16 protein-coding genes are annotated in these 20,500 nt (G+C 72.2%); 14 read left to right on the plus strand and 2 right to left on the minus strand.

Going from position 1 to position 20,500, the window contains the following annotated elements; all coding sequences use genetic code 11:
• The first annotated feature begins 11 nt into the window (after positions 1–11).
• Both smc and AC1DV7_RS08030 read left to right on the plus strand, forming a co-directional pair.
• A complete protein-coding gene (smc, locus tag AC1DV7_RS08025) occupies positions 12–3,581 on the plus strand; it encodes a chromosome segregation protein SMC (RefSeq protein ID WP_477596470.1) in 3,570 nt (1,189 codons plus the stop codon).
• A 62-nt stretch (positions 3,582–3,643) separates the two neighbouring features.
• Complete coding sequence (locus AC1DV7_RS08030; protein ID WP_477596333.1) at positions 3,644–3,919, plus strand: hypothetical protein; 276 nt, start codon at positions 3,644–3,646, stop codon at positions 3,917–3,919.
• A 5-nt stretch (positions 3,920–3,924) separates the two neighbouring features.
• Here AC1DV7_RS08030 and AC1DV7_RS08035 read toward each other — a convergent pair whose 3' ends face one another.
• Together AC1DV7_RS08035 and AC1DV7_RS08040 are read right to left on the minus strand one after the other, a co-directional pair.
• Positions 3,925–4,275, minus strand: a complete 351-nt coding sequence (locus AC1DV7_RS08035; protein ID WP_477596335.1) for an STAS domain-containing protein — start codon at positions 4,273–4,275, stop codon at positions 3,925–3,927.
• Entirely contained in the window at positions 4,272–6,422 is a 2,151-nt protein-coding gene (locus AC1DV7_RS08040; protein WP_477596472.1) for a SpoIIE family protein phosphatase, read from the minus strand. The genes AC1DV7_RS08035 and AC1DV7_RS08040 overlap by 4 nt, the downstream gene beginning before the upstream one ends.
• A 160-nt stretch (positions 6,423–6,582) precedes the next feature.
• On the opposite strand from AC1DV7_RS08040, the gene ftsY reads away from it, so the two are divergent.
• From ftsY to AC1DV7_RS08100, 12 genes are all read left to right on the plus strand, one after another.
• Positions 6,583–7,797 carry a signal recognition particle-docking protein FtsY gene (gene ftsY / locus AC1DV7_RS08045; protein WP_477596336.1) on the plus strand — a complete coding sequence of 405 codons (1,215 nt, stop codon included), beginning with the start codon at positions 6,583–6,585 and terminating at the stop codon, positions 7,795–7,797.
• A 73-nt stretch (positions 7,798–7,870) separates the two neighbouring features.
• Positions 7,871–8,899, plus strand: a complete 1,029-nt coding sequence (locus AC1DV7_RS08050; RefSeq protein WP_477596338.1) for a WD40 repeat domain-containing protein — start codon at positions 7,871–7,873, stop codon at positions 8,897–8,899.
• 151 nt (positions 8,900–9,050) lie between these two features.
• On the plus strand, positions 9,051–9,512 hold the full coding sequence (locus AC1DV7_RS08055; protein ID WP_477596340.1) for a hypothetical protein: 462 nt from the start codon (positions 9,051–9,053) through the stop codon (positions 9,510–9,512).
• Positions 9,509–10,399, plus strand: a complete 891-nt coding sequence (locus AC1DV7_RS08060) for a hypothetical protein (RefSeq protein ID WP_477596342.1) — start codon at positions 9,509–9,511, stop codon at positions 10,397–10,399. Before AC1DV7_RS08055 ends, AC1DV7_RS08060 begins: the two co-directional genes overlap by 4 nt.
• 51 nt (positions 10,400–10,450) lie before the next feature.
• Positions 10,451–11,098 carry a maleylpyruvate isomerase N-terminal domain-containing protein gene (locus AC1DV7_RS08065; protein WP_477596344.1) on the plus strand — a complete coding sequence of 216 codons (648 nt, stop codon included), beginning with the start codon at positions 10,451–10,453 and terminating at the stop codon, positions 11,096–11,098.
• 229 nt (positions 11,099–11,327) lie between these two features.
• Positions 11,328–12,746: an ammonium transporter gene (locus tag AC1DV7_RS08070; protein ID WP_477596346.1), complete on the plus strand. Its 1,419-nt coding sequence runs from the start codon at positions 11,328–11,330 to the stop codon at positions 12,744–12,746.
• Positions 12,743–13,081 carry a P-II family nitrogen regulator gene (locus AC1DV7_RS08075; protein WP_477596348.1) on the plus strand — a complete coding sequence of 113 codons (339 nt, stop codon included), beginning with the start codon at positions 12,743–12,745 and terminating at the stop codon, positions 13,079–13,081. The genes AC1DV7_RS08070 and AC1DV7_RS08075 overlap by 4 nt, the downstream gene beginning before the upstream one ends.
• A gap of 143 nt (positions 13,082–13,224) precedes the next feature.
• Positions 13,225–15,600: a [protein-PII] uridylyltransferase gene (locus AC1DV7_RS08080; RefSeq protein WP_477596350.1), complete on the plus strand. Its 2,376-nt coding sequence runs from the start codon at positions 13,225–13,227 to the stop codon at positions 15,598–15,600.
• Positions 15,601–15,678: 78 nt separating this feature from the next.
• On the plus strand, positions 15,679–17,301 hold the full coding sequence (gene ffh, locus AC1DV7_RS08085; protein WP_477596352.1) for a signal recognition particle protein: 1,623 nt from the start codon (positions 15,679–15,681) through the stop codon (positions 17,299–17,301).
• Complete coding sequence (locus AC1DV7_RS08090; protein WP_477596354.1) at positions 17,298–18,119, plus strand: alpha/beta fold hydrolase; 822 nt, start codon at positions 17,298–17,300, stop codon at positions 18,117–18,119. The genes ffh and AC1DV7_RS08090 overlap by 4 nt, the downstream gene beginning before the upstream one ends.
• A gap of 23 nt (positions 18,120–18,142) precedes the next feature.
• Positions 18,143–19,234, plus strand: coding sequence for an amidohydrolase family protein (locus tag AC1DV7_RS08095; protein ID WP_477596356.1), 1,092 nt, complete (start codon positions 18,143–18,145; stop codon positions 19,232–19,234).
• 213 nt (positions 19,235–19,447) lie between these two features.
• A complete protein-coding gene (locus tag AC1DV7_RS08100; protein ID WP_477596358.1) occupies positions 19,448–20,497 on the plus strand; it encodes a sulfate ABC transporter substrate-binding protein in 1,050 nt (349 codons plus the stop codon).
• Positions 20,498–20,500: the final 3 nt, after the last annotated feature.

Below are 20,500 nucleotides of genomic sequence, written 5' to 3' on the forward strand. Positions count from 1 at the left end.
CCGACCCGCTCGTGTACGTCAAGAGCCTGACCCTGAAGGGCTTCAAGTCCTTCGCCTCGGCGACCACGATGCGCCTCGAGCCCGGGGTCACCTGCATCGTCGGCCCCAACGGCTCCGGCAAGTCCAACGTCGTCGACGCCCTCGCCTGGGTGATGGGCGAGCAGGGCGCCAAGAGCCTGCGCGGCGGAAAGATGGAGGACGTCATCTTCGCCGGCACCGCCGGTCGTGCGCCGCTCGGCCGCGCCGAGGTCAGCCTCACCATCGACAACACCGACGGCGCGCTCCCGATCGACTACACCGAGGTGACGATCGCCCGGACGATGTTCCGCAACGGCGGCTCCGAGTACGCCATCAACGGCACCCCCTGCCGGCTGCTCGACGTCCAGGAGCTGCTGTCCGACTCCGGAATCGGGCGCGAGATGCACGTCATCGTCGGCCAGGGCCAGCTCGACACGGTCCTGCGCGCGACGCCCGAGGAGCGCCGTGGCTTCATCGAGGAGGCAGCTGGGGTCCTCAAGCACCGCAAGCGCAAGGAAAAGGCGCTCCGCAAGCTCGAGTCCATGGAGGCCAACCTCACCCGCGTCCACGACCTCACCGGTGAGATCCGGCGCCAGCTCGGCCCGCTCGGTCGCCAGGCCGAGGCAGCCCGCAAGGCCGCCGTCATCCAGGCCGATGCCCGCGACGCCCGCCTGCGGCTGGTCGCCGACGACCTCGTCCAGCTGACCTCGACGCTCGAGCAGGAGGTCGCCGACGAGTCGGCGCTCATCGCCAAGCGCACCGAGGTCGAGGACGGCCTGGCCGACCGCCGCAGCCGGCTGGCCACGCTCGAGCAGCAGGCGCAGGACGCCGCTCCCGAGCTCACCCGAGCCCAGGAGCGCTGGTTCGCGCTCCAGCAGCTGCGCGACAAGCTGACCTCCTCCGAGTCACTGGCCGCCGAACGCGTCCGGTTGCTCAGCCAGGACACCGCCGACGAGCAGACCTCCGGTCGCGACCCCGAGGAGCTGCGCGCCCAGGCTGCCGAGGCACGCAACCAGGAGGCCGCCCTCCAGGCGGAGGTGCGCGAGGCGCAGACCGCGCTCCAGGGTGCCGTCGCTGCCCGCGAGGCTGCCGAGGCCGCGTATGCCGCGGAGCAGCAACGCCTCCAGCGGCTCGTCCGCGCCGCCGCCGACCGCCGCGAGGGCCTGGCCAAGCTCGCCGGACAGGTGGGCGCCCGCAGGTCCCGCATCGAGGCCGGCGAGGCCGAGATCGGTCGCCTGCGCGGCATCGTCGAGCAGTCGCTCGCCCGGGCCAAGGACGCCGACAAGGAGTTCGCCGCACTCGAGGCGTCGGTCGCCGTCGACGAGGAGGGCGAGGAGGGCCTCGACTCGACCTACGAGAAGGCCGCTGCCGTCCTCGAGACCCTCGAGGCGCAGGTCGAGACGCACCGCGAGGCCGAGCGGCTGGCCGAACGCGACCGCACCAGCGCCACGGCACGACTCGAGGCGCTCGAGCTGAGCCTCTCGCGCAAGGACGGCGCCGCCACGTTGCTCGCCGCCTCCGACAGCCAGCACGGCATCGTCGGTTCGGTCGCGTCCCTCCTCCAGGTCAAGGGTGGCCACGAGGCCGCTGTCGCCGCCGCCCTCGGGTGGGCCGGCGACGCCTTGGCCGTCGAGTCGGTCGACCACGCGGCTCGGGCCCTGCGGACCCTGCGCGACGACGACGCCGGACGCGCCGCCTTCCTCGTCGGCCAGACCGCCACGAGCAGCGACCCATCCACGTGGCCGGCGCTCGAGGGCAGCGCGGTCTGGGCCCGTGAGGTCGTCGAGGCCCCGGCCACCGTGCGCCCCGCGGTCGAGCAGCTGCTCGACCGGGTCGCGCTCGTCGACGACCCCGCCCTCGCCGCCGCCCTCGTCGCCTCCGGCCAGGGGATCACCGCCGTGACGGCCGACGGCGACGTCTTTGCCCCGGGCTTCGTCCGCGGTGGCAGCAGCCACGCGCCCAGCCTCATCGAGATCCAGTCGGCCGTCGACGAGACGCGCGACCGCATCGCGGACGCGACCCGTCGTGGCGAGCAGGCCAGGTTCGCGCTCTCCGCCGCACTCGAGCAGCACCGCGCTGCGAACGACGACGTCGAGGCGGCCCTGGAGGCCCTGCACGACTCCGACGCCAAGATGGCCGCCGTCGCCGAGCGCCTCGGCCACCTCGGCGCGGCCGTCCGGTCCGCCAAGGCCGAGGCCGAGCGCACCGAGCGCGCCATCGCGGACGCCACCGCGGCTCTCGAGGCCGACAAGGCCGAGCTCGCGGGCCTGACCGAGCGCCTCGACGAGGCCAGCGCCGAGCCCACCGACGTCGAGGAGCCGGGCACCGACGAGCGCGACCGGCTCGAGCTCGAGGCCAGCCGCGGACGCGCCGCCGAGACCGAGCTGCGCCTGACCCTGCGCACCAAGGAGGAGCGGGCCCGGGCCCTCAAGGGCCGTGCCGACTCCCTCGAGGGCGCCGCCCGCAACGAGCTCGCCGCCCGCCAGCGACTGGCAGCCCGCCAGGAGCGCCGCAAGCGCGAGGCCACGGTGGCCGAGGCCGTCAGGCGCGGCGCGGCATACGCGAGCACGCTCATCGCTTCCGCCCTCGAGACCGCCGCCGCACAGCGGGCCCGGGCCGAGCACGAGCGCACCGAGCGCGACGAGGCACTGTCCCTGGTCCGTCGCGAGGTGTCCGCGCTCCAGGACGAGCTGCGCGACCTCACCGACTCCGTCCACCGCGACGAGGTCGCCCGCACCCAGCAGCGGCTGCGCATCGAGGCCCTGCAGGCCAAGGCCGTCGAGGAGCTCGGGATCGACCCCGAGGCGCTCATGGAGGACTTCGGTCCCCACCAGCTCGTCCCGTTCGTGGCTGGTCCCGACGACGACCCCGACACCGTCCCCGAGCCGGCGCCGTTCGTCCGCGACGTCCAGGAGAAGCGGCTGCGCAAGGCCGAGCGCTCGCTCAGTGCGCTCGGCCGCGTCAACCCGCTGGCCCTCGAGGAGTACGCCGCACTCGAGGAGCGCCACAAGTTCCTCACCGAGCAGCTCGAGGACCTCAAGAAGTCCAAGCGCGACCTGCTCGACATCGTCCGCGAGGTCGACGAGCGCGTCGAGCGGGTCTTCACCGAGGCCTTCCACGACACGGCTGCGCAGTTCGAGGGCGTCTTCAGCCGGCTGTTCCCCGGCGGCGAGGGACGACTGACCCTGACCGACCCCGACAACATGCTCACGACGGGCATCGAGGTCGAGGCGCGGCCCCCGGGCAAGAAGATCAAGCGGCTCAGCCTGCTGTCCGGTGGCGAGCGGTCCCTCGTGGCCGTGGCGCTGCTGGTCTCGATCTTCAAGGCCCGGCCCAGCCCGTTCTACATCATGGACGAGGTCGAGGCCGCCCTCGACGACGCCAACCTCGGGCGCCTGATCACGCTCTTCGAGGAGCTGCGCGACTCCAGCCAGCTCATCGTGATCACGCACCAGAAGCGCACCATGGAGGTCGCCGACGCGCTCTACGGCGTCTCGATGCGTGGTGATGGTGTGACCACTGTGGTCTCCCAGCGGATCAGGGACGTCGCCCAGAGCGCGTGACCGGCCCGCGAACCACGCGCGTCGATTTGAGGATTGGGTCCCCAGCAGGGCACCCTAGACCCATGGTCGCCCTCATCATCGGCATGCTCATCTGCGTCGCATTGGCGGTCGCGGTGGTCGCTGTCGTGGCCATCCCGGCGCGTCGTGAGGGGCGCGAGCTGCTCACCGCGCAAGGTGAGGACCTCGTCGCCCTCGTCAAGGAAAAGACCGAGAACACCATCGAGAAGACCGGCGACGCCCTGAGCACCGCCAAGGACAAGGTCACCGACACCGTCGGTTCGGTGGGCTCGGTGAGCACCACGAGTGCGGACGACACCGGGCGCCACCGCGCCAGCTGAACCCCTCAGTCGCTCAGGGGGACTGCCTCCGCGACGCTCGCGTGCACGGGCACGACGTGGTCCACCGCGGTGATGTCGAGCACCGCCCGGATCGCCGCCGCGGTGGGCACGACCAGCCGTAGCTCCTGACGGCCGACCCGGAGGCGCTCGGCGAGGCGGAAGATCAGGGCGATGCCCGAGCTGTCCAGGTAGTCCGTCGGCGAGAGGTCGAGGACGACCAGCGTCGCCTCGGGTCGCACGAGCGCCATGACCCGGTCGAACACCGCCTTCGCGTTGGACAGGTCCACCTCCCCGACCACCGTGACCACGGAACCGCTGGGTATGTCGTGCGAGCGCACCTGCGCGAGCTCGTTCACGAGGCTCCTCCCTCGTCCGTTGCGAGCCGTCTGGTCATCGAGACCGTCGTGCCCGTGGGTCCGGTGGTGACCTCCACGCCGTCGGTGAGCGCCTCGATGAGCTGCATGCCCCAGCCACCCCCACGCTCCGCGCCCGGCCTCCAGCGACCGTGGTCGGTGACCTCGATGACGACTGCGCCGTCGGTCACTGATGCCACGACCCGCAACGACCCCGCTTCGCCCTCGTAGGCGTGTTGCACGACGTTGGCGCACGCCTCGCCGCACGCCGCGATCAGCTCGCCCGCGACCGGACCGGTGGCACCGGTCTCCCGCAGCCACCGTCGCAAGGTCCGGCGCACGTGCACGAGGGACGGAGGCCTCGCCGGGACCGACAGGTCGAGCGGCCCGTCGAAGGCCCTCGCGGTGCGCAGGGCCAGGAGGGCGATGTCGTCCGCATTGGCGTGACCGTCAACCAACGCCGCCAGGACCCCGTCGCACAGCTCGTCCAGCTCTGCCTCGGCGTGGGCGTGGGCGTGCACCTCGAGACGGTCGAGCCCGTCCTGGATCGACACGCCCCTGCGCTCGACCAGCCCGTCGGTGTACAGGAGGAGCGTGGACCCGGGCGCCAGCACGGTGCTCGCCTCGGGATAGCTGCCCTCGAGCTGCCCGTCGGCGGTGACGCCCACGGGTGGCGACAGGGCGTCGTCGAGGAACTTCACGCCGCCGTTCCTGACGACCACCGGGGGCGGGTGGCCGGCGTTCGCGTAGCGAAGGGTGCCGTTCTCAGGGTCCAGCAGCAGGTACGCCAACGTGGCCATCTCGGGCATCGGCAGCTGGGCGACCAGCTGGTGGAGCCCGTGCAGCACTGCCGTGGGGGACGAGTCGTGGAGGGCGTAGGCACGCAACGCCATCCGCAGCTGGCCCATCGTCGCCGCGGCCTGCAGCCCGTGTCCGGCGACGTCCCCGATGGCCAGACCGATCAGGCCGCCGGGGAGGTGCACCACGTCATACCAGTCCCCGCCCACGTGCACGTCCGCGGTGGCGGGGACGTACCGCGCAGCCAGGTCGACGCCGGGGATGACGGGCAGCTGGTCGGGCAGCAGGCTGCGCTGCAGGGTCTCGGCGATCTGGTGCTCCCGCCGGGAGCGGCTCTCCTCACGGCTGAGCTGCTCCTGGGCCTCGGATCGACCCTGGATCTCTTGCAGCAGACGGGAGTTCGCGGTCACGAGGTCGGCAGTGCGCTGCTCGACCCGTGCCTCGAGCTCGGTCGTCGCGGCAAGGAGGGCAGCGGCGGTCCGGCGACGCTCGCTCACCAGGGCAGCGAGGCAGAAGGACGTGATGGCCACTCCGGAGTTGAAGGCCTGCAGGGTGACCATCTGCTCGACCAGGGAGCTGCCGACGAACGGGCCACGGTCGTGCGTAGCCGCCCAGGTCGCGGCCAGCGAGGCGAGCAGCGCCGCGGGTGCCGCCCCGCGCACCTGGAGCCGCCAGGCGGCCAGGCCGAGCACGAGCAACAGCAGGAACAGGATTGGCAGGTCGTCCGTCACGACCCAGGCCGACACTGCGGCGACGACGACGAGGACGGCGACCGCCTCGACCCACCGCCGGGGCGACCAGTCCGTGGCGTCCCGGTGGAGGGCGAGGCTCAGCAGGAACGGCGCCACCGCGAGCACGCCCATGGCGTCGCCGGTCCCCCAGACGGCAGCAGCCGACAGCCAGCGGCTCGCGTCGATGACGCCCGAGGCCACGAGGGTCGCCGTCCCGACGGTGGCGCTGATGAGCATGCTCCCCAGCGCGGCGGGGAAGACGAGCAGCATCGCGTCGCGTCCCCGGTCGAGCTGTCGCCTGAACCCGAGACGTTCCAGCAGCAGGGCCGCCACGAGGGGCGCTGCGGTGTTGCCGACCGCGGTCACGGCTGCCGGCAGCACGCCGGTGTGGATCGGCAGGTTGGCCGCGAACGCCGCGAGGGCGACGGCGGGCCAGATGCGCCGCCCGAAGAGCAGGAAGCCCGCGAGGGCGACTCCGGTCGGCGGCCACAAGGGCGTGACGTTGTGCTCGACGAGCGACAGGCCCAGGCCGAGGCGCGCTCCGAGGTAGTAGGCCACGCCGACCACGCTGGCGGCGAGCAGCGTGCCCCGCCAGGCGCGCGACTGCGCCAACGGGCCCACCTCGAGCCCCGCCACTGCGGCGCGGCCTGTCACCGGGGCCCGCGCGGCTGCACACGACGGGGCATGGCTGAGATCGTAGAACCGATTCGGGGCCGTGAGGGGGCAATCCACGCGGTGTGCCCGCGGAGGGTGGACGGCGCGCGGCTGCCCGGATGAGAGGATGGCGCGCGTGATTGATCAGCTCTGGGAATGGATCGCCGTCGCCGTCGCACTGCTGGTGCTGTTCGGGGGAGTCCTGCTCGGACTCGTCCGGGGTCGAGCGGGACGCGGACGCGGAACGCCGTCGGCGCCGTCCGCGCCCGACCGGGACGTGCTGCCCGGCGTCGGTGACGATGCGACGCCGCCCCGGGATGCGCCGAAGCGTTCCGTCGAGGACGCGGGGTCCGTCGACACCCTGCCGGCGCCCGAGACCCTGCCCGAGCCCACGCCGACGCCCACGCTGGAGCGCCCGGACGCCGTGGCCGGACGCCTCCAGCGGCTGCGCGCCCGGCTCGCCCGCTCGAACACCGCCCTCGGCCAGGGCCTGCTGACCCTGCTGTCGCGCGGCAAGCTCGACGAGGCCGCGTGGGAGGAGGTCGAGGACACCCTCATCGGCTCCGACCTGGGGGTCGAGGCCACGACCGAGTTGGTCGACAAGCTGCGGGCCCGGGTCAAGGTCGAGGGGGCCACCGACGAGGACACCGTCCGCGGGTGGCTCCGCGAGGACCTGCTCTCGCTCGTCGACCCCACTCTCGACCGTTCCCTCGCCGACTCGCGCGTGGACGGACGCCCGGCGGTGATCCTCGTCGTGGGCGTCAACGGCACCGGCAAGACCACGACGGTCGGCAAGCTCGCCCGTGTGCTCGTCGCCCAGGACAAGGACGTCGTCCTGGGTGCTGCCGACACCTTCCGCGCCGCTGCCGCCGACCAGCTCGAGACCTGGGGTGCCCGCGTCGGCGTGCCCACCGTGCGCTCGGACCGCGACGGCGCCGACCCGGCCGCCGTCGCCTTCGACGCGGTCAAGGCGGGCGCCGAGCTCGAGGCCGACGTCGTCCTGGTCGACACCGCCGGACGCCTGCACAACAAGGTCGGCCTCATGGACGAGCTCGGCAAGGTGAAGCGCGTCATCGAGAAGCAGAGCCCGATCGACGAGGTGCTGCTCGTCCTCGACGCGACGACCGGCCAGAACGGCCTGCGCCAGGCCGAGGTCTTCGCCGAGGTCGTCAACGTCACCGGCATCGTCCTGACCAAGCTCGACGGCACCGCCAAGGGCGGCATCGTCGTGTCCGTCCAGCGCAAGCTGGGGGTGCCGGTCAAGCTCGTCGGCCTCGGCGAGGGGCCCGACGACCTGGCGCCGTTCGACCCCGAGGCCTTCGTCGACGCGATCCTTGCCTGATCCGGGGCGCGTGGCGTCGCGCGTGATCGCCGATCGCGGGGTGGCAGTCCGGGGTTGCGCTGGCCTTGCCGTGGTGGCCGCAACCGCCCTCGGTATGCCGTCGTCGTCGCTCGCCGCGCAGGCCGGCTCCGAGGGCGAGGTGCAGCTGCGCGACCCTCGGATCAGCGAGTCCTCGGGTCTGGCGCTCAGCCGAGCCCACCCGCACACGATCTGGACGGTCAACGACTCCGGCGACACCGCGCGCGTCTTCGCGGTCGACACCCGCACGGGCGAGACCACCGGGGTGCACACCTTCGGGGCCCCGGTCCGTGACGTGGAGGCGCTCGCCGTCACGGCCCAGGGGCGGATGCTGGTCGCGGACATCGGCGACAACGCCGGGTCTCGCGACACCGTGCGCGTCTACTCGTTCCAGGAGCCCGCGCTCGGCGACACCTCGGGCGGCTCGGACTCGTGGGAGCTGTCCTACCCCGACGGTCCGCACGACGCGGAGGCCTTGGCCGTCCACCCCGTCTCGGGGCGCATCCACCTCGTCGCCAAGGCGACCGACGGCTCCGCCGGGATCTACGCGCTGCCGGCCACCCCAAGCCGCCGGGGCGTCAACCGGCTGACCCGCGTGGCCGCCGCGCCCGCGCTCGTCACGGACGCGGTCTACCTCGACGACGGATCCGCCCTGGCCGTGCGGAGCTACACCACCCTCCAGCTGATCGACCCCGCCACCTGGCGGGCCACCGCACGGCAGGCCCTCCCCTCGCAGCCACAGGGCGAGACCCTCGCGCTGGCACCGGGGCGACAGGACCTGCTGGTCGGCAGCGAGGGCGTCGGCTCAAGGCTGTACCGCATCAGCGTCCCCGCACCCGGCGCGGACGCGGGCGCGACCAGCACAGCACCCGCCGGGACGGCGACGGAGACGCCGACCGGGACACCAACCCCGACCGGGCCACCAACCACGACCGAGCCGCCGTCGACAGCAGGCGCGGGCGCCACCCCTCGCTCCCCGGCTGCGGACGGCCGACAGCTGGCCCTCGGGCTGGGTGGGTCGGTGCTGCTGGTGGCCCTGTCCCTCCTGGCCGCTCGGCTCGCCCGCCGGAGCCGCGGCCGATGACGCGCGAAGTAGTCCTCACCGGCGGCCGGGTGGCCGAAGGTCACGCGGAGCGGCTGCGTCGTGACGCGCAGTGGTTCACCGCCCACCGCGACCTGTTCGCCGCGGCGATCGGCTGAGCCCTCAGGGGTCTGCGATGGCCTAACCTGACGGCGTGGAACAGGGGGTGGTGCGGCTCTCGGCAGTCGCGAGAACGTGGCGGACCCTGGTGGTCCTCACGCTCACGGCGCTGTTCTGCGCCGGGTCCCTCGTGGGCGACGACCACTGGTGGCCGTTCAGCCCCTGGCGGATGTTCTCGACCTCGCAGGCCGCGACCGGGTCCGTCATCTCGACCGGCATCGAGGTGCAGACTTCGGACGCCCCGGGGGAGTGGGTCCGCGCTCCCCTGACACCTGAGAACGTCGGGCTCAACCGGGCCGAGATCGAGGGCCGCATCCCGCAGATCGTGGGCGACCCGTCGCGCCTGGGCACCCTCGCCACCAGCCACGCCGAGCTGAGGCCGGGGGCCCCGGCCTGGACCGCCCTGCGCGTCGTGCGACGCCAGATCGTCGTCGTGGACCGAAGGCCGACCGGCGAGGTCCGCACCCAGGTGCTCGCCGAGTGGAGCGCGCCGTGAGCCCGGCCCAGCGGTGGCTGTTCGAGCCCGTACCGCTGGCGCGGGTGGCGACGCTGCGGCCGCTCGTCTTCGCGTTCGTGATCGTCGACGTCCTGCGCCTGCACACCTCCGGCTGGTACCACGGCTGGGCGGACCCGGTCTGGTACGAGCCGCTGGTCATGGGCCAGCTGCTGCACCTGCCGGCCGCGACGGTCGTTCTCGTGCAGGTCCTGAAGTGGGGGTGCGTGCTCGCGGCGCTCGCGGCCCGGACGGGACGGGCCCCGCGCCTGCTCGGCTGGACCGTCGCGATCTGCTGGGTCTGGTACCAGTACGTGGCCTTCTCCTACGGCAAGGTCGACCACGACCGGGCCGACTTCGTCGTGGCGCTCGCGCTGCTGCCCACCGTCGGCATCGCGCACCTGTCCGACCAGCGCCGGTCCGAGGCGGCGGGGTTCGCCCTGCGCGCCGTGCAGCTGGCCGCCATCGCCACCTACTTCCTCTCGGCGTGGGCCAAGATCCGGTTCGGCGGCTGGGACTGGGTCAACTCCGCGACGATGGTGCGCGCAGTGGTCCGGCGAGGCACGCCGATGGCGCAGTGGCTGCTCGAGGTGCCGTGGACCCTGCATGCGTTCCAGTGGGTGCTGATGGGTGCCGAGCTCACGGCGCCCGTGATCTTCCTGCTGTCCCAGAAGTGGCGGCAGCGGGTCGTGGCCGGGTGGTTCGTGTTCCACGCGATGACCTATGGGGCCATCACCATCGCGTTCTGGCCGCACCTGGTGATGATGCTCGCCTTCCTGCCGCTCGAGCGGTATGCCGCGTGGTTGCGTGAGCGCCTCGCCCGCCGCCGCGGTGCCCCGGGCGACAGGGCGGGGGACGCCCGAGAGTTTGAAGGATCTGCGCTGCCCTGACGTGGCGGATCCATCACAGACCCTGGGCTCGCACTGGGTATCGTCGGTCTCGTGACCACGCCCTCGCTCGCCACCGCGTTCCTCGAGACCGTCGAGGCCTCCCTCCGGCTCGCCGACCGTGACGAGGTCCGCGACGCCTGGGCCCGCGAGAGCTCGTGCGCGGGCATGACCGTCGGTGGCCTGACCCACCACCTGCTCGCCCAGGCCGGCAACACCGTGCGACTGCTCCAGACCCAGACCCCGGCCGACGCCGAGGTCATCGCCCTGCTCCAGCACTACGAGCGGGCGAGCTGGGTCCGTGACTCGCAGGCGGGTCAGACCGACCCGGAGCAGACCGACAAGGACAACGCCGCTGCCGAGGTGGGCCCGGACGTCGTCCTGGAGCTCGGCCACGAGTGGCTGGCCCAGCTGCCAGCGGTGCTGGCGGTGCCCCGCGACCCCGACACGGTGTTCATCCCGTGGCAGGGCTGGGCCCTGGCGACCGACGACTTCCTCACGACGCGGCTGATGGAGCTCGTCGTCCACGGTGACGACCTCGCCTCGAGCGTCGGGCTCGCGACCCCCACCTATCCCGATGCCGCCCTTGGCCCGGTGTTCGCGCTGCTCACGGGCGTCGCGGCCCGCCGGCACGGGGCGACCAACCTGATCAGGGCGCTCAGCCGCCCGCAACGCGCCCCACGGACGATCTCGGCGTTCTGACGCGGCCGGGCACACCCGGCACACCGGTCGCCACCCGGCATACCGGTCGCCACCCGGCATACCGGTCGCCACCCGGTGGGCGGGCTGGCACGGCAGGTGGGACGCGCGGGTCCACGATGTGGGACGCAGGGTGGGCCTTTACCTGTTGCTTACCGATGTGAGGATTCGCTAACACGCGCGTAACAAAGGTGGGCATCGCGCGAAACCGGCGACGGTCACAGTTTCTGGCATGACTCCAGCACTGCTGCCAGCGGCAGACCCCACGATCAACGAGGCCGCGACCGCCTTCATGCTCGTCGCCGCCTCCATGGTCCTGCTCATGACCCCCGGACTCGCGTTGTTCTACGGCGGAATGACCCGAGCCAAGTCCGTCCTCAACATGATCATGATGTCGTTCGGGGCGCTCGGCGTCGTCGGTGTCATCTACGTGTTGTGGGGCTACTCCATGTCCTTCGGCAACCTGCAGGACGGCACCGGCGACATCGCCGGGCTGTTCGCCAACCCCTTCCACCTGTTCGGCCTGAAGGGAGTCATCGGTGACGACGGCTCCCGCCTCATCGACGTCTTCGGCGTCGACGTGTTCATCCCCGAGACCGTGTTCGTCGGGTTCCAGCTCACCTTCGCGGTCATCACCGTGGCGCTCATCAGCGGTGCCATCGCCGACCGCGTGAAGTTCTCCACCTGGCTGGTCTTCGCCGGCGCCTGGGCCACCTTGGTCTACTTCCCGATCTCCCACATGGTGTGGGGCGGCGGCGTCCTCTCGGGTGCCGAGGGTGGTCTGTCGGCCAAGCTCTTCGGTGCGACCGACGGCGTCGCCGACGTCCTGCCGATCGACTTCGCCGGTGGCACGGTCGTCCACATCAACGCCGGTATCGCCGGCCTGGTGCTCGCCCTGATCGTCGGCAAGCGGCTCGGCTTCGGCAAGCAGCCGATGCGTCCGCACAACGTGCCGGTCGTGATGCTGGGTGCTGGCCTGCTGTGGTTCGGCTGGTTCGGGTTCAACGCCGGCTCCGAGCTCGCGGCCGACGGCCTGGCCTCGACGGTGTGGCTCAACACCACCGCCGCCACGTGCGCCGCGATGCTCGGCTGGCTGATCGTGGAGAAGGTCCGCGACGGCCACGCCACCTCGATCGGCGGCGCCTCGGGTGTCGTCGCCGGCCTCGTGGCCATCACCCCGGCGTGTGGCGCGCTGTCGCCGGTCGGCTCGCTCATCCTCGGTGCCGTCGCCGGTGGCCTCTCGGCCCTCGCGGTCGGCCTGAAGTACCGCTTGGGCTACGACGACAGCCTCGACGTGGTCGGTGTCCACCTGGTCGCCGGTCTGTGGGGCACCATCGGCGCGGGCCTGTTCGCGACCGGCAGCGGCCTGTTCTACGGTGGCGGCGCCAAGCAGCTCGTGGTCCAGATCGTCATCGCCTTCGCCTCTCTGCTCATCTCCGGCATCCTGACGGCAGTCATCGCACTGGCCCTCAAGGCCGTCATGGGCTGGAGGGTCGACGAGGACGTCGAGTCCGACGGCATCGACCAGACCGAGCACGGTGAGTCGGCCTACGAGCTCAGTGGCTTCGGTGGCGGACGCTTCGGCGCCGGCTCGTCGATCACCACGGCCCAGACCACGACCCCCAAGACGCACGAGGGAGCAACCGCATGAAGCTCGTGACCGCCATCATCAAGCCCCACCAGCTCGACGAGGTCAAGGAGGCCCTGGAGGCCTACGGCATCTCCGGCATGACCGTCAGCGAGGCGTCCGGCTACGGCCGCCAGCGTGGACACAGCGAGGTCTACCGCGGTGCCGAGTACACCGTCGACTTCGTGCCGAAGGTGCGCGTCGAGGTCCTCGTCGACGACATGGACGCCGCCTCGGTGGCCGACGTGATCCTCAAGGCCGCCCAGACCGGCCGGATCGGTGACGGGAAGATCTGGACCGTCCCCGTCGACGACGTGGTCCGGGTCCGGACCGGGGAGAAGGGCGTGGACGCCCTCTGACCGCGCCACCCCACCCACGCACCACCGGTATGCCGTCCGCTCACCTCGAGCGGGCGGCATACCGCTGTGGGTGACCGGCACCGCTAACACGGGTGTAACACGATGACCCACGAACCGAAACGTCGAACGGGCACGCTGGGGCCATGACCATCGAGCAGACCGACCTGTCGGCCCGCCGTCTCGATCTGGCCGGCACGCGCGGGTTCACGGTCCCGGGTGCCGGCCCGGCCCGGCGCACCGCGATCGGCGCCATGACGCGGGAGTGGCTGACGCAGGTGTGGCAGGTCGCCCTCGGCACCCGTTCCACCGAGGGCATGGCACTGGCCGCGGTCGGCAGCCTGGCCCGCGGCGACGCAGGCCCGCTGAGCGACATCGACCTGGTCCTGCTGCACTACGGCCGCTCGCTCGGGGGAGAGGACCTGCGCAAGCTCGCCGACTCCATCTGGTACCCCGTCTGGGATGCCGGTGTCCGCCTCGACCACTCGGTGCGGACCGTCAGCCAGTGCCGCACCGTCGCCGCCGGTGACCTGACCGCGGCGGTCGGGCTGCTGGACCTCGACTGCGTGGCGGGCGACGCCGACGTCGTCGCTGCCGCGCGCTCGACCGTGAGCCACGACTGGCGGGCCAACGCCCGCAAGCGGCTGCCCCAGCTGGTCGAGACCCTCCACGCGCGGCACGCCCGGCACGGGGACCTGGCCCAGAGCCTCGAGCCGGACCTCAAGGAAGCCCACGGCGGCCTCCGCGACATGACCGTCCTCAACGCCCTCGTCGCCGCCTGGCTGACCGACCGACCGCACGGCGACGTCGACGTCGCCCACCAGCTGCTCCTCGACGTCCGCGACGCCGTGCACGTGACGACGGGCAAGGGACGCGACCGGCTGACCCGCGAGGACCACGACGGGGTGGCCGCCCTGCTCGGCCACGCCGACGCCGACGAGATGCTGACCCAGGTCGCGGACGCCTCCCGCACGATCGCGTTCGCGCTCGACGGCACCGTGCGCCGCGCCGGCCAGTCGCAACGAGCCCGCACGCTGCGGGTCGGCCCGCGGCGCCCGCAGCTCAACCCGCTCGGGTTCGGCATGTACGAGCACGACGGCGAGGTCGTCCTCGGGCCACGCAACGCCCTCGCGACCGACCCGCTGCTGCCGCTGCGTGCGGCCGTGGTGGCGGCCCGCAACAACCTGCCCATCGCCCCGACCACGCTCGCCAACCTCGCCACCCAGACGCCTGAGCTGACCGACCCCTGGCCGGTCATCGCCCGCGACCTGTTCGCCGACCTGCTGGCGACCGGCCCCGGGCTGGTCGGCGTGTGGGAGGGCCTCGACCAAGCGGGGATCGTCGACCGGTGGCTGCCCGAGTGGGCCGCCGTGCGCTCGCGCCCGCAGCGCAGCGCCGTCCACCGGCACACGGTCGACCGGCACCTCGTCGAGACCGTGGTCCTGGCAGGCGGGCTGGTCCGCGGCGTGCACCGGGCCGACCTGCTGCTCCTCGCGTCGCTGCTGCACGACATCGGCAAGGTCCGCGGCGCGCACGACCACTCCGCCACCGGGGCCCCCATCGCCGAAACCATCGCGCGCCGGCTGGGCTACCCCGAGGCCGACGTCGCCACCATCACCCTGCTGGTCCGCGAGCACCTCACCCTCATCGACCTCGCCACGCGCCGCGACCACCAGGACGCGGGCACCGTCACCGCCGCCCGGGCCGCCGCCGTGGGGAGCCGAGAGGTCTTCGACCTGCTGCTCGCCCTCACCGAGGCCGATGCCAGCGCCGCGGGCCCGCAAGCCTGGACGGACTGGAGGGCCACCCTGTTGCGCCAGCTCGCCGACGCCGCCCACTCGGGCTGGGAGGAGGGCGCGGTGCCGCCACCTGCCGAGACCGCCGCCGTCTCCGACGCCGACCTCGAGTCCGTGGCGGCCGGGGAGCCGCGGGTCATCGTGCGGCCACAGGGCGGGTCCTACCGGATCGACGTCTTCGACCGCGACCGGCTGGGCCTCTTCGCAGACACCGCAGGGCTCTTCGCGGCCTACGGGCTCGTGGTCCGCACCGCCATCCTGCGCACGCTGGACGGTGTCGCCGCCAACGAGTGGCACGTCGAGAGCCCCAGCAACGAGCCGCCGGACGAGCAGCGCATCGTGCGCGGGCTCGAGCGGCTGGCCCAGGGGGACAGGGCGCCGCTCGGCCTGCTCGACCGGCGACGCCAGTTCGCGACGCAGCCGAGCTCGCGCGCGTCGTCGGGGTCGCCGGGACAGGCCCGGGCCCTCGTGGTGCCGCACGCGTCAGAGGAAGCCACGGTGATCGAGGTGCGTGCCCAGGACCGTCCGGGGCTGCTGCACGAGCTGGGCATGGCGTTCGCGAAGGCCGGCCTGTCGGTGCGTTCGGCCCACATCGCCACGTATGCCGGCCAGACCCTCGACACCTTCTACGTCACCGAGTTCGGTGGTCGCCTGCTCACCCCGGCCAAGGTGGCCCAGACGGTGTCGGTCGTCATCGACACTTGCGACGGCGCAGTCCCGGCCTGACCCCTGAGGTCGAGTGCCTGACGCGGGCCCAGGACTGCGTGTCAGGCACACGACCTGCCGTCGATTAACCTTGGGCCCGTGTTCACCTCACTCTCCGACCGCCTGACAGCCACCTTCAAGAACCTCCGGGGCAAGGGGCGGCTCAGCGAGTCCGACGTCAACAGCACGATCCGAGACATCCGGCTCGCGCTGCTCGACGCGGACGTGTCGCTGCCGGTCGTCAAGGCGTTCACCCACGCGGTGCGCGAGCGGGCCCTCGGCGCCGAGGTGTCGGGTGCGCTCAACCCCGGCCAGCAGGTCGTCAAGATCGTCAACGAGGAGCTCGTCGGCATCCTCGGCGGCCAGACGCGCACCATCACGTTCGCGAAGAACCCACCCACCGTCATCATGCTCGCGGGTCTGCAGGGTGCCGGTAAGACCACCCTCGCCGGCAAGCTGGCCCGCTGGCTCAAGGAGCAGGGCCACACGCCCCTCCTCGTGGCCGCCGACCTGCAGCGCCCCAACGCCGTCACGCAGCTCGAGGTCGTCGGTGAGCGCGCCGGCGTCCCCGTGTTCGCCCCCGAGCGCGGCAACGTCGGTGGTCACGACGCCGTCGGCCCGACCGGTGAGGGCACGCGCTCGTTCGGCGACCCGGTCTCGGTCAGCCGCGCAGGCATCGAGCAGGCCCGCCGCGCCCAGCACGACGTCGTCATCGTCGACACCGCCGGACGCCTGGCCGTCGACGCCAACCTCATGCAGCAGGCCGCCGACATCCGCACGGCGATCCAGCCCGACGAGGTCCTGTTCGTCATCGACGCGATGATCGGCCAGGCCGCCGTCGACACGGCCCTCGCCTTCCAGGAGGGCGTCGACTTCACCGGTGTCGTGCTGTCCAAGCTCGACGGCGACGCCCGTGGTGGTGCCGCGCTGTCGGTGGCCTCGGTCACCGGACGCCCGATCATGTTCGCGTCCACCGGCGAGGGTGTGAAGGACTTCGAGGTCTTCCACCCCGACCGGATGGCGTCGCGGATCCTCGACATGGGCGACGTGCTCACGCTCATCGAGCAGGCCGAGAAGGCCTTCGACCGCAGTCAGGCCGAGGAGATGCAGCGCAAGTTCCTCGCCGAGGAGGACTTCACCTTCGACGACTTCCTGCAGCAGATGTCGGCCCTGAAGAAGATGGGCGGCCTCAAGTCGATGCTCGGCATGATGCCGGGCATGGGGCAGCTGAAGACCCAGCTCGACAACCTCGACCCCAAGGAGTTCGACCGGGTCGAGGCGATGGTCCGCTCGATGACGCCGTTCGAGCGCACCCACTCCAAGCAGATCAACGGTTCGCGCCGGGCCCGCATCGCGAAGGGCTCCGGGGTCCAGGTGTCCGAGGTCAACGCGCTGCTCGAGCGCTTCACCGACGCCCAGAAGATGATGAAGCAGCTCGCCCGCGGTGGTGGCATGCCCGGGATGCCCGGCATGCCTGGCATGGGCGGCCCCGGCAAGAAGGGTCGACCGCAGAAGCCGCAGGGCAAGAAGTCCAAGTCCGGCAACCCCGCCAAGCGCGCCGCCGAGGAGCGAGCTGCCGCCACCCGCGCATCCGAGGGGGCCCGCACGGGCAACCCGGGCTCGGCCTTCGGCCGCGACGGTGCGTCCGGGGACGCGGGCGCTGCGACCGACTTCGACCCCGCCAACCTTCCCCCGGGCTTCGAGAAGTTCCTCGGCCGGTGACCCTCCACACCCTGTCGGTCGGCACGGCCGGGCCTCGGGTGGCGTTCCTGCACGGCCTGTTCGGGCAGGGCCGCAACTGGGCCCAGATCGCCAAGGCGCTCGCCGGCCCGGACGGTACCGCTGCGCGGTGCACGCTCGTCGACCTCCCCGACCACGGCCGGTCCCCGTGGTCGGCCGAGTTCTCCTTCGAGTCGTATGCCGCGTCCGTCGCCGACACCCTGCGCGGCATCGACCCCGAGGCGTCGTGGATGGTCGTCGGCCACTCCCTCGGCGGCAAGGTCGCGATGGTTCTGGCGCTGACACGGCCCGAGCTCGTCGACCGCCTGGTCGTCGTCGACATCGCCCCGAAGCACTACGGCGACCTCGACCGGTTCGCGGGCTACATCAGCGAGATGCAGGACCTGCCCCTCGACCAGCTGCGGAGCCGGGCGGATGCCGAGCGGCTCTTCCAGGAGCCGGATCCAGGGGTCAAGGCCTTCCTGTTGCAGAACCTGCGGCGCGAGGGCGACTCGTGGCGCTGGCAGTCCAACCTCGCCATGGTCGCCGCGGATGCCGCACACGGCAGCGCGTCGCGGATCGCTGACTGGCCGATCGAGGCGGGCACCGTGCACCCGTTCCACGGGCCGGTGCTGTGGATCGCCGGCTCGGAGTCCCGCTACATCACGCCCGAGGACGCGGGTCCCATGCGCGAGCTCTTCCCCCGCGTGCGTCAGCTCGGCGTCAAGGGCGCGAGCCACTGGGTGCACTCGGACGCGCCGGACGTCGTGGTCGAGGCGCTGCGCCGGTTCGTCGCCGCCGGTGGGCGGGCGAAGGGCTGAGACCGCTCGCTAGGGTCGGGGCCATGACGGCACCGGTGCTGCACCTGCAGGGCGAGATCCTCGTCGGACCCGAGGAGGTCCGTCCCGAGGCCTGGGTCGTCGGGGGGCGGCTCACGTTCGAGCGGCCGACGTCGGCGGGGTCCGACGTCCAGACCCTGAACGGGTTCGTCCTGCCGGGGTTGGTGGACGCGCACTGCCACGTGGGGCTGGACCCCCACGGGGCGGTGGACGACGCCACCGCCGAGGCCCAGGCGGTGGCCGACCGCGAGGCGGGGACGTTGCTCATCCGCGACGCCGGCTCACCGGCCGACACCCGGTGGATCGACGACCGCGAGGACCTGCCCAAGGTGATCCGGGCCGGTCGGCACATCGCCCGGACCCGACGGTACATCCGCAACTACGCGTGGGAGGTGGAGCCCGACCAGCTCGTCGAGCGCGTGCGGCTCGAGGCCAGGGCCGGCGACGGGTGGGTCAAGCTCGTGGGGGACTGGATCGACCGGGAGGCCGGTGACCTGACGCCCTGCTGGCCGGTCGACGTCCTCACGGACGCCATCGCCGCCGCCCACGACGAGGGGGCCCGGGTGACGGCCCACTGCTTCGGCGAGGCGTCGCTGTACGACTTCGCCGCCGCTGGCACGGACTGCATCGAGCACGCCACCGGCCTGGAGGACGAGACCATCGGCCAGTTCGCCGAGCAGGGCATCGCGATCGTGCCCACCCTGGTGAACATCGCGACCTTCCCCGCCATCGCCGAGCCGGCGCGGGCGAAGTTCCCCGACTACGCCGCCCGGATGCTGGCGCTGCACGAGCGCCGCTACGCCACGATCGGGGCGGCCCACGACGCGGGCATCCCCATCTACGTCGGCACGGACGCCGGGGGGTCCCTGCGCCACGGCCTGGTCGCCGAAGAGGTGTGGGAGCTCACGCAGGCCGGCCTGTCCGCCGACGAGGCGCTGGCCGCCGCGACCTGGGGTGCCCGCGCGTGGCTCGGCCGCCCGGGACTGGAGGAGGGGGCCGATGCCGACCTCGTCGTCTACGCGGTCGACCCCCGGCGCGAGATCCGCGCGCTGGCCGCTCCCGAGCACATCGTCCTGCGCGGCCGCGACCTGTCCTGAGCCGCAGGACTCGCGCCCGGTGCCGCGCGGTCCGGCGTCCGCGCGGCCCTGTCGCGCCCACGCGGCATACGGGCGATGCGTCCAGGCCATCCACAGGGTGAGACATAAGCCAGTGTTATTTGACCAATAACGCGAGGCTATCCAAACTCCTAGTTGTCACATAGGAGATTCGCAACCGTGCGGATCCGACCACAGCAACGAAGGAGCACCCCCATGAGGTCACTCGGCCGTCACCCCCGCCTCGCCCTGGCCGCCGCCGCGACCGTCGGCGCGATGGTGATGACCGCCTGTGCAGGTGGGGGAGCCAGCGACGTGGCCGGAGCGGCCGCGGACGCCGACAACGCCGCCGTCAAGACGAGCACCATCAACCTGTTCGCCTACGCGGTTCCCAAGGTCGGCTACGACAAGGTGATCCCCGCCTTCAACAAGACCGCCGCCGGCAAGGGCGTGCAGTTCCAGCAGTCCTACGGCGCCTCGGGCGACCAGTCGCGCAAGGTGGCCGCCGGGGCCAGCGCCGACTTCGTCAACTTCTCGGTGGAGCCCGACATCACCCGCCTCGTCGACGCGGGTCTGGTCGCGAAGGACTGGAATGCGGGTGAGCACAAGGGAATTCCGTTCGGCTCGGTCGTGACGATCGTCGTGCGCAAGGGCAACCCCAAGGGCATCAAGGACTGGGACGACCTGCTCAAGCCGGCTGTCGAGGTGGTCACGCCCAACCCGTTCAGCTCCGGTTCCGCGAAGTGGAACCTGCTGGCCCCGTATGCCGCCAAGAGCGACGGCGGCAAGGACCAGAAGGCGGGCCTCGCCTTCATCGAGAAGCTCGTGACGGGTCACGTCAAGGTGCAGCCGAAGTCGGGCCGCGAGGCGACGGAGACGTTCCTGCAGGGCACCGGCGACGTGCTGCTCAGCTACGAGAACGAGGCGCTGTTCGCCGAGCGCAGCGGCGACCCCGTCGAGCACGTGACGCCGCCGACGACGTTCAAGATCGAGAACCCCACCGCGGTGCTGTCCGGCAGCAAGAACCTCGACAAGGCCAAGGCCTTCAACGACTACCTGTTCACGCCCGAGGCGCAGAAGCTGTGGGCCGAGGCGGGGTTCCGCCCGGTCGACCAGACCGTCGCGAAGGAGTTCGCTGCGGACTTCCCCCAGCCGAGCAAGCTCTGGACGATCGACGACCTCGGTGGCTGGAAGACCGTCGACGGCTCGCTGTTCAAGAAGGAGACCGGCGCCATCGCCACCATCTACGACAAGGCGACGAAGTAGCGC

The sequence above is a fragment of the Pedococcus sp. P2_E4 genome (assembly GCF_056403935.1).

Bases quoted from the DNA above. Each gene is read 5' to 3' on its own strand.
- AC1DV7_RS08030 (WP_477596333.1), top strand. From the start codon at position 3,644: ATGGTCGCCCTCATCATCGGCATGCTCATCTGCGTCGCATTGGCGGTC.
- ftsY (WP_477596336.1), top strand. From the start codon at position 6,583: ATGGCGCGCGTGATTGATCAGCTCTGGGAATGGATCGCCGTCGCCGTC.
- AC1DV7_RS08070 (WP_477596346.1), top strand. From the start codon at position 11,328: ATGACTCCAGCACTGCTGCCAGCGGCAGACCCCACGATCAACGAGGCC.
- AC1DV7_RS08075 (WP_477596348.1), top strand. From the start codon at position 12,743: ATGAAGCTCGTGACCGCCATCATCAAGCCCCACCAGCTCGACGAGGTC.
- AC1DV7_RS08080 (WP_477596350.1), top strand. From the start codon at position 13,225: ATGACCATCGAGCAGACCGACCTGTCGGCCCGCCGTCTCGATCTGGCC.
- AC1DV7_RS08095 (WP_477596356.1), top strand. From the start codon at position 18,143: ATGACGGCACCGGTGCTGCACCTGCAGGGCGAGATCCTCGTCGGACCC.
- AC1DV7_RS08100 (WP_477596358.1), top strand. From the start codon at position 19,448: ATGAGGTCACTCGGCCGTCACCCCCGCCTCGCCCTGGCCGCCGCCGCG.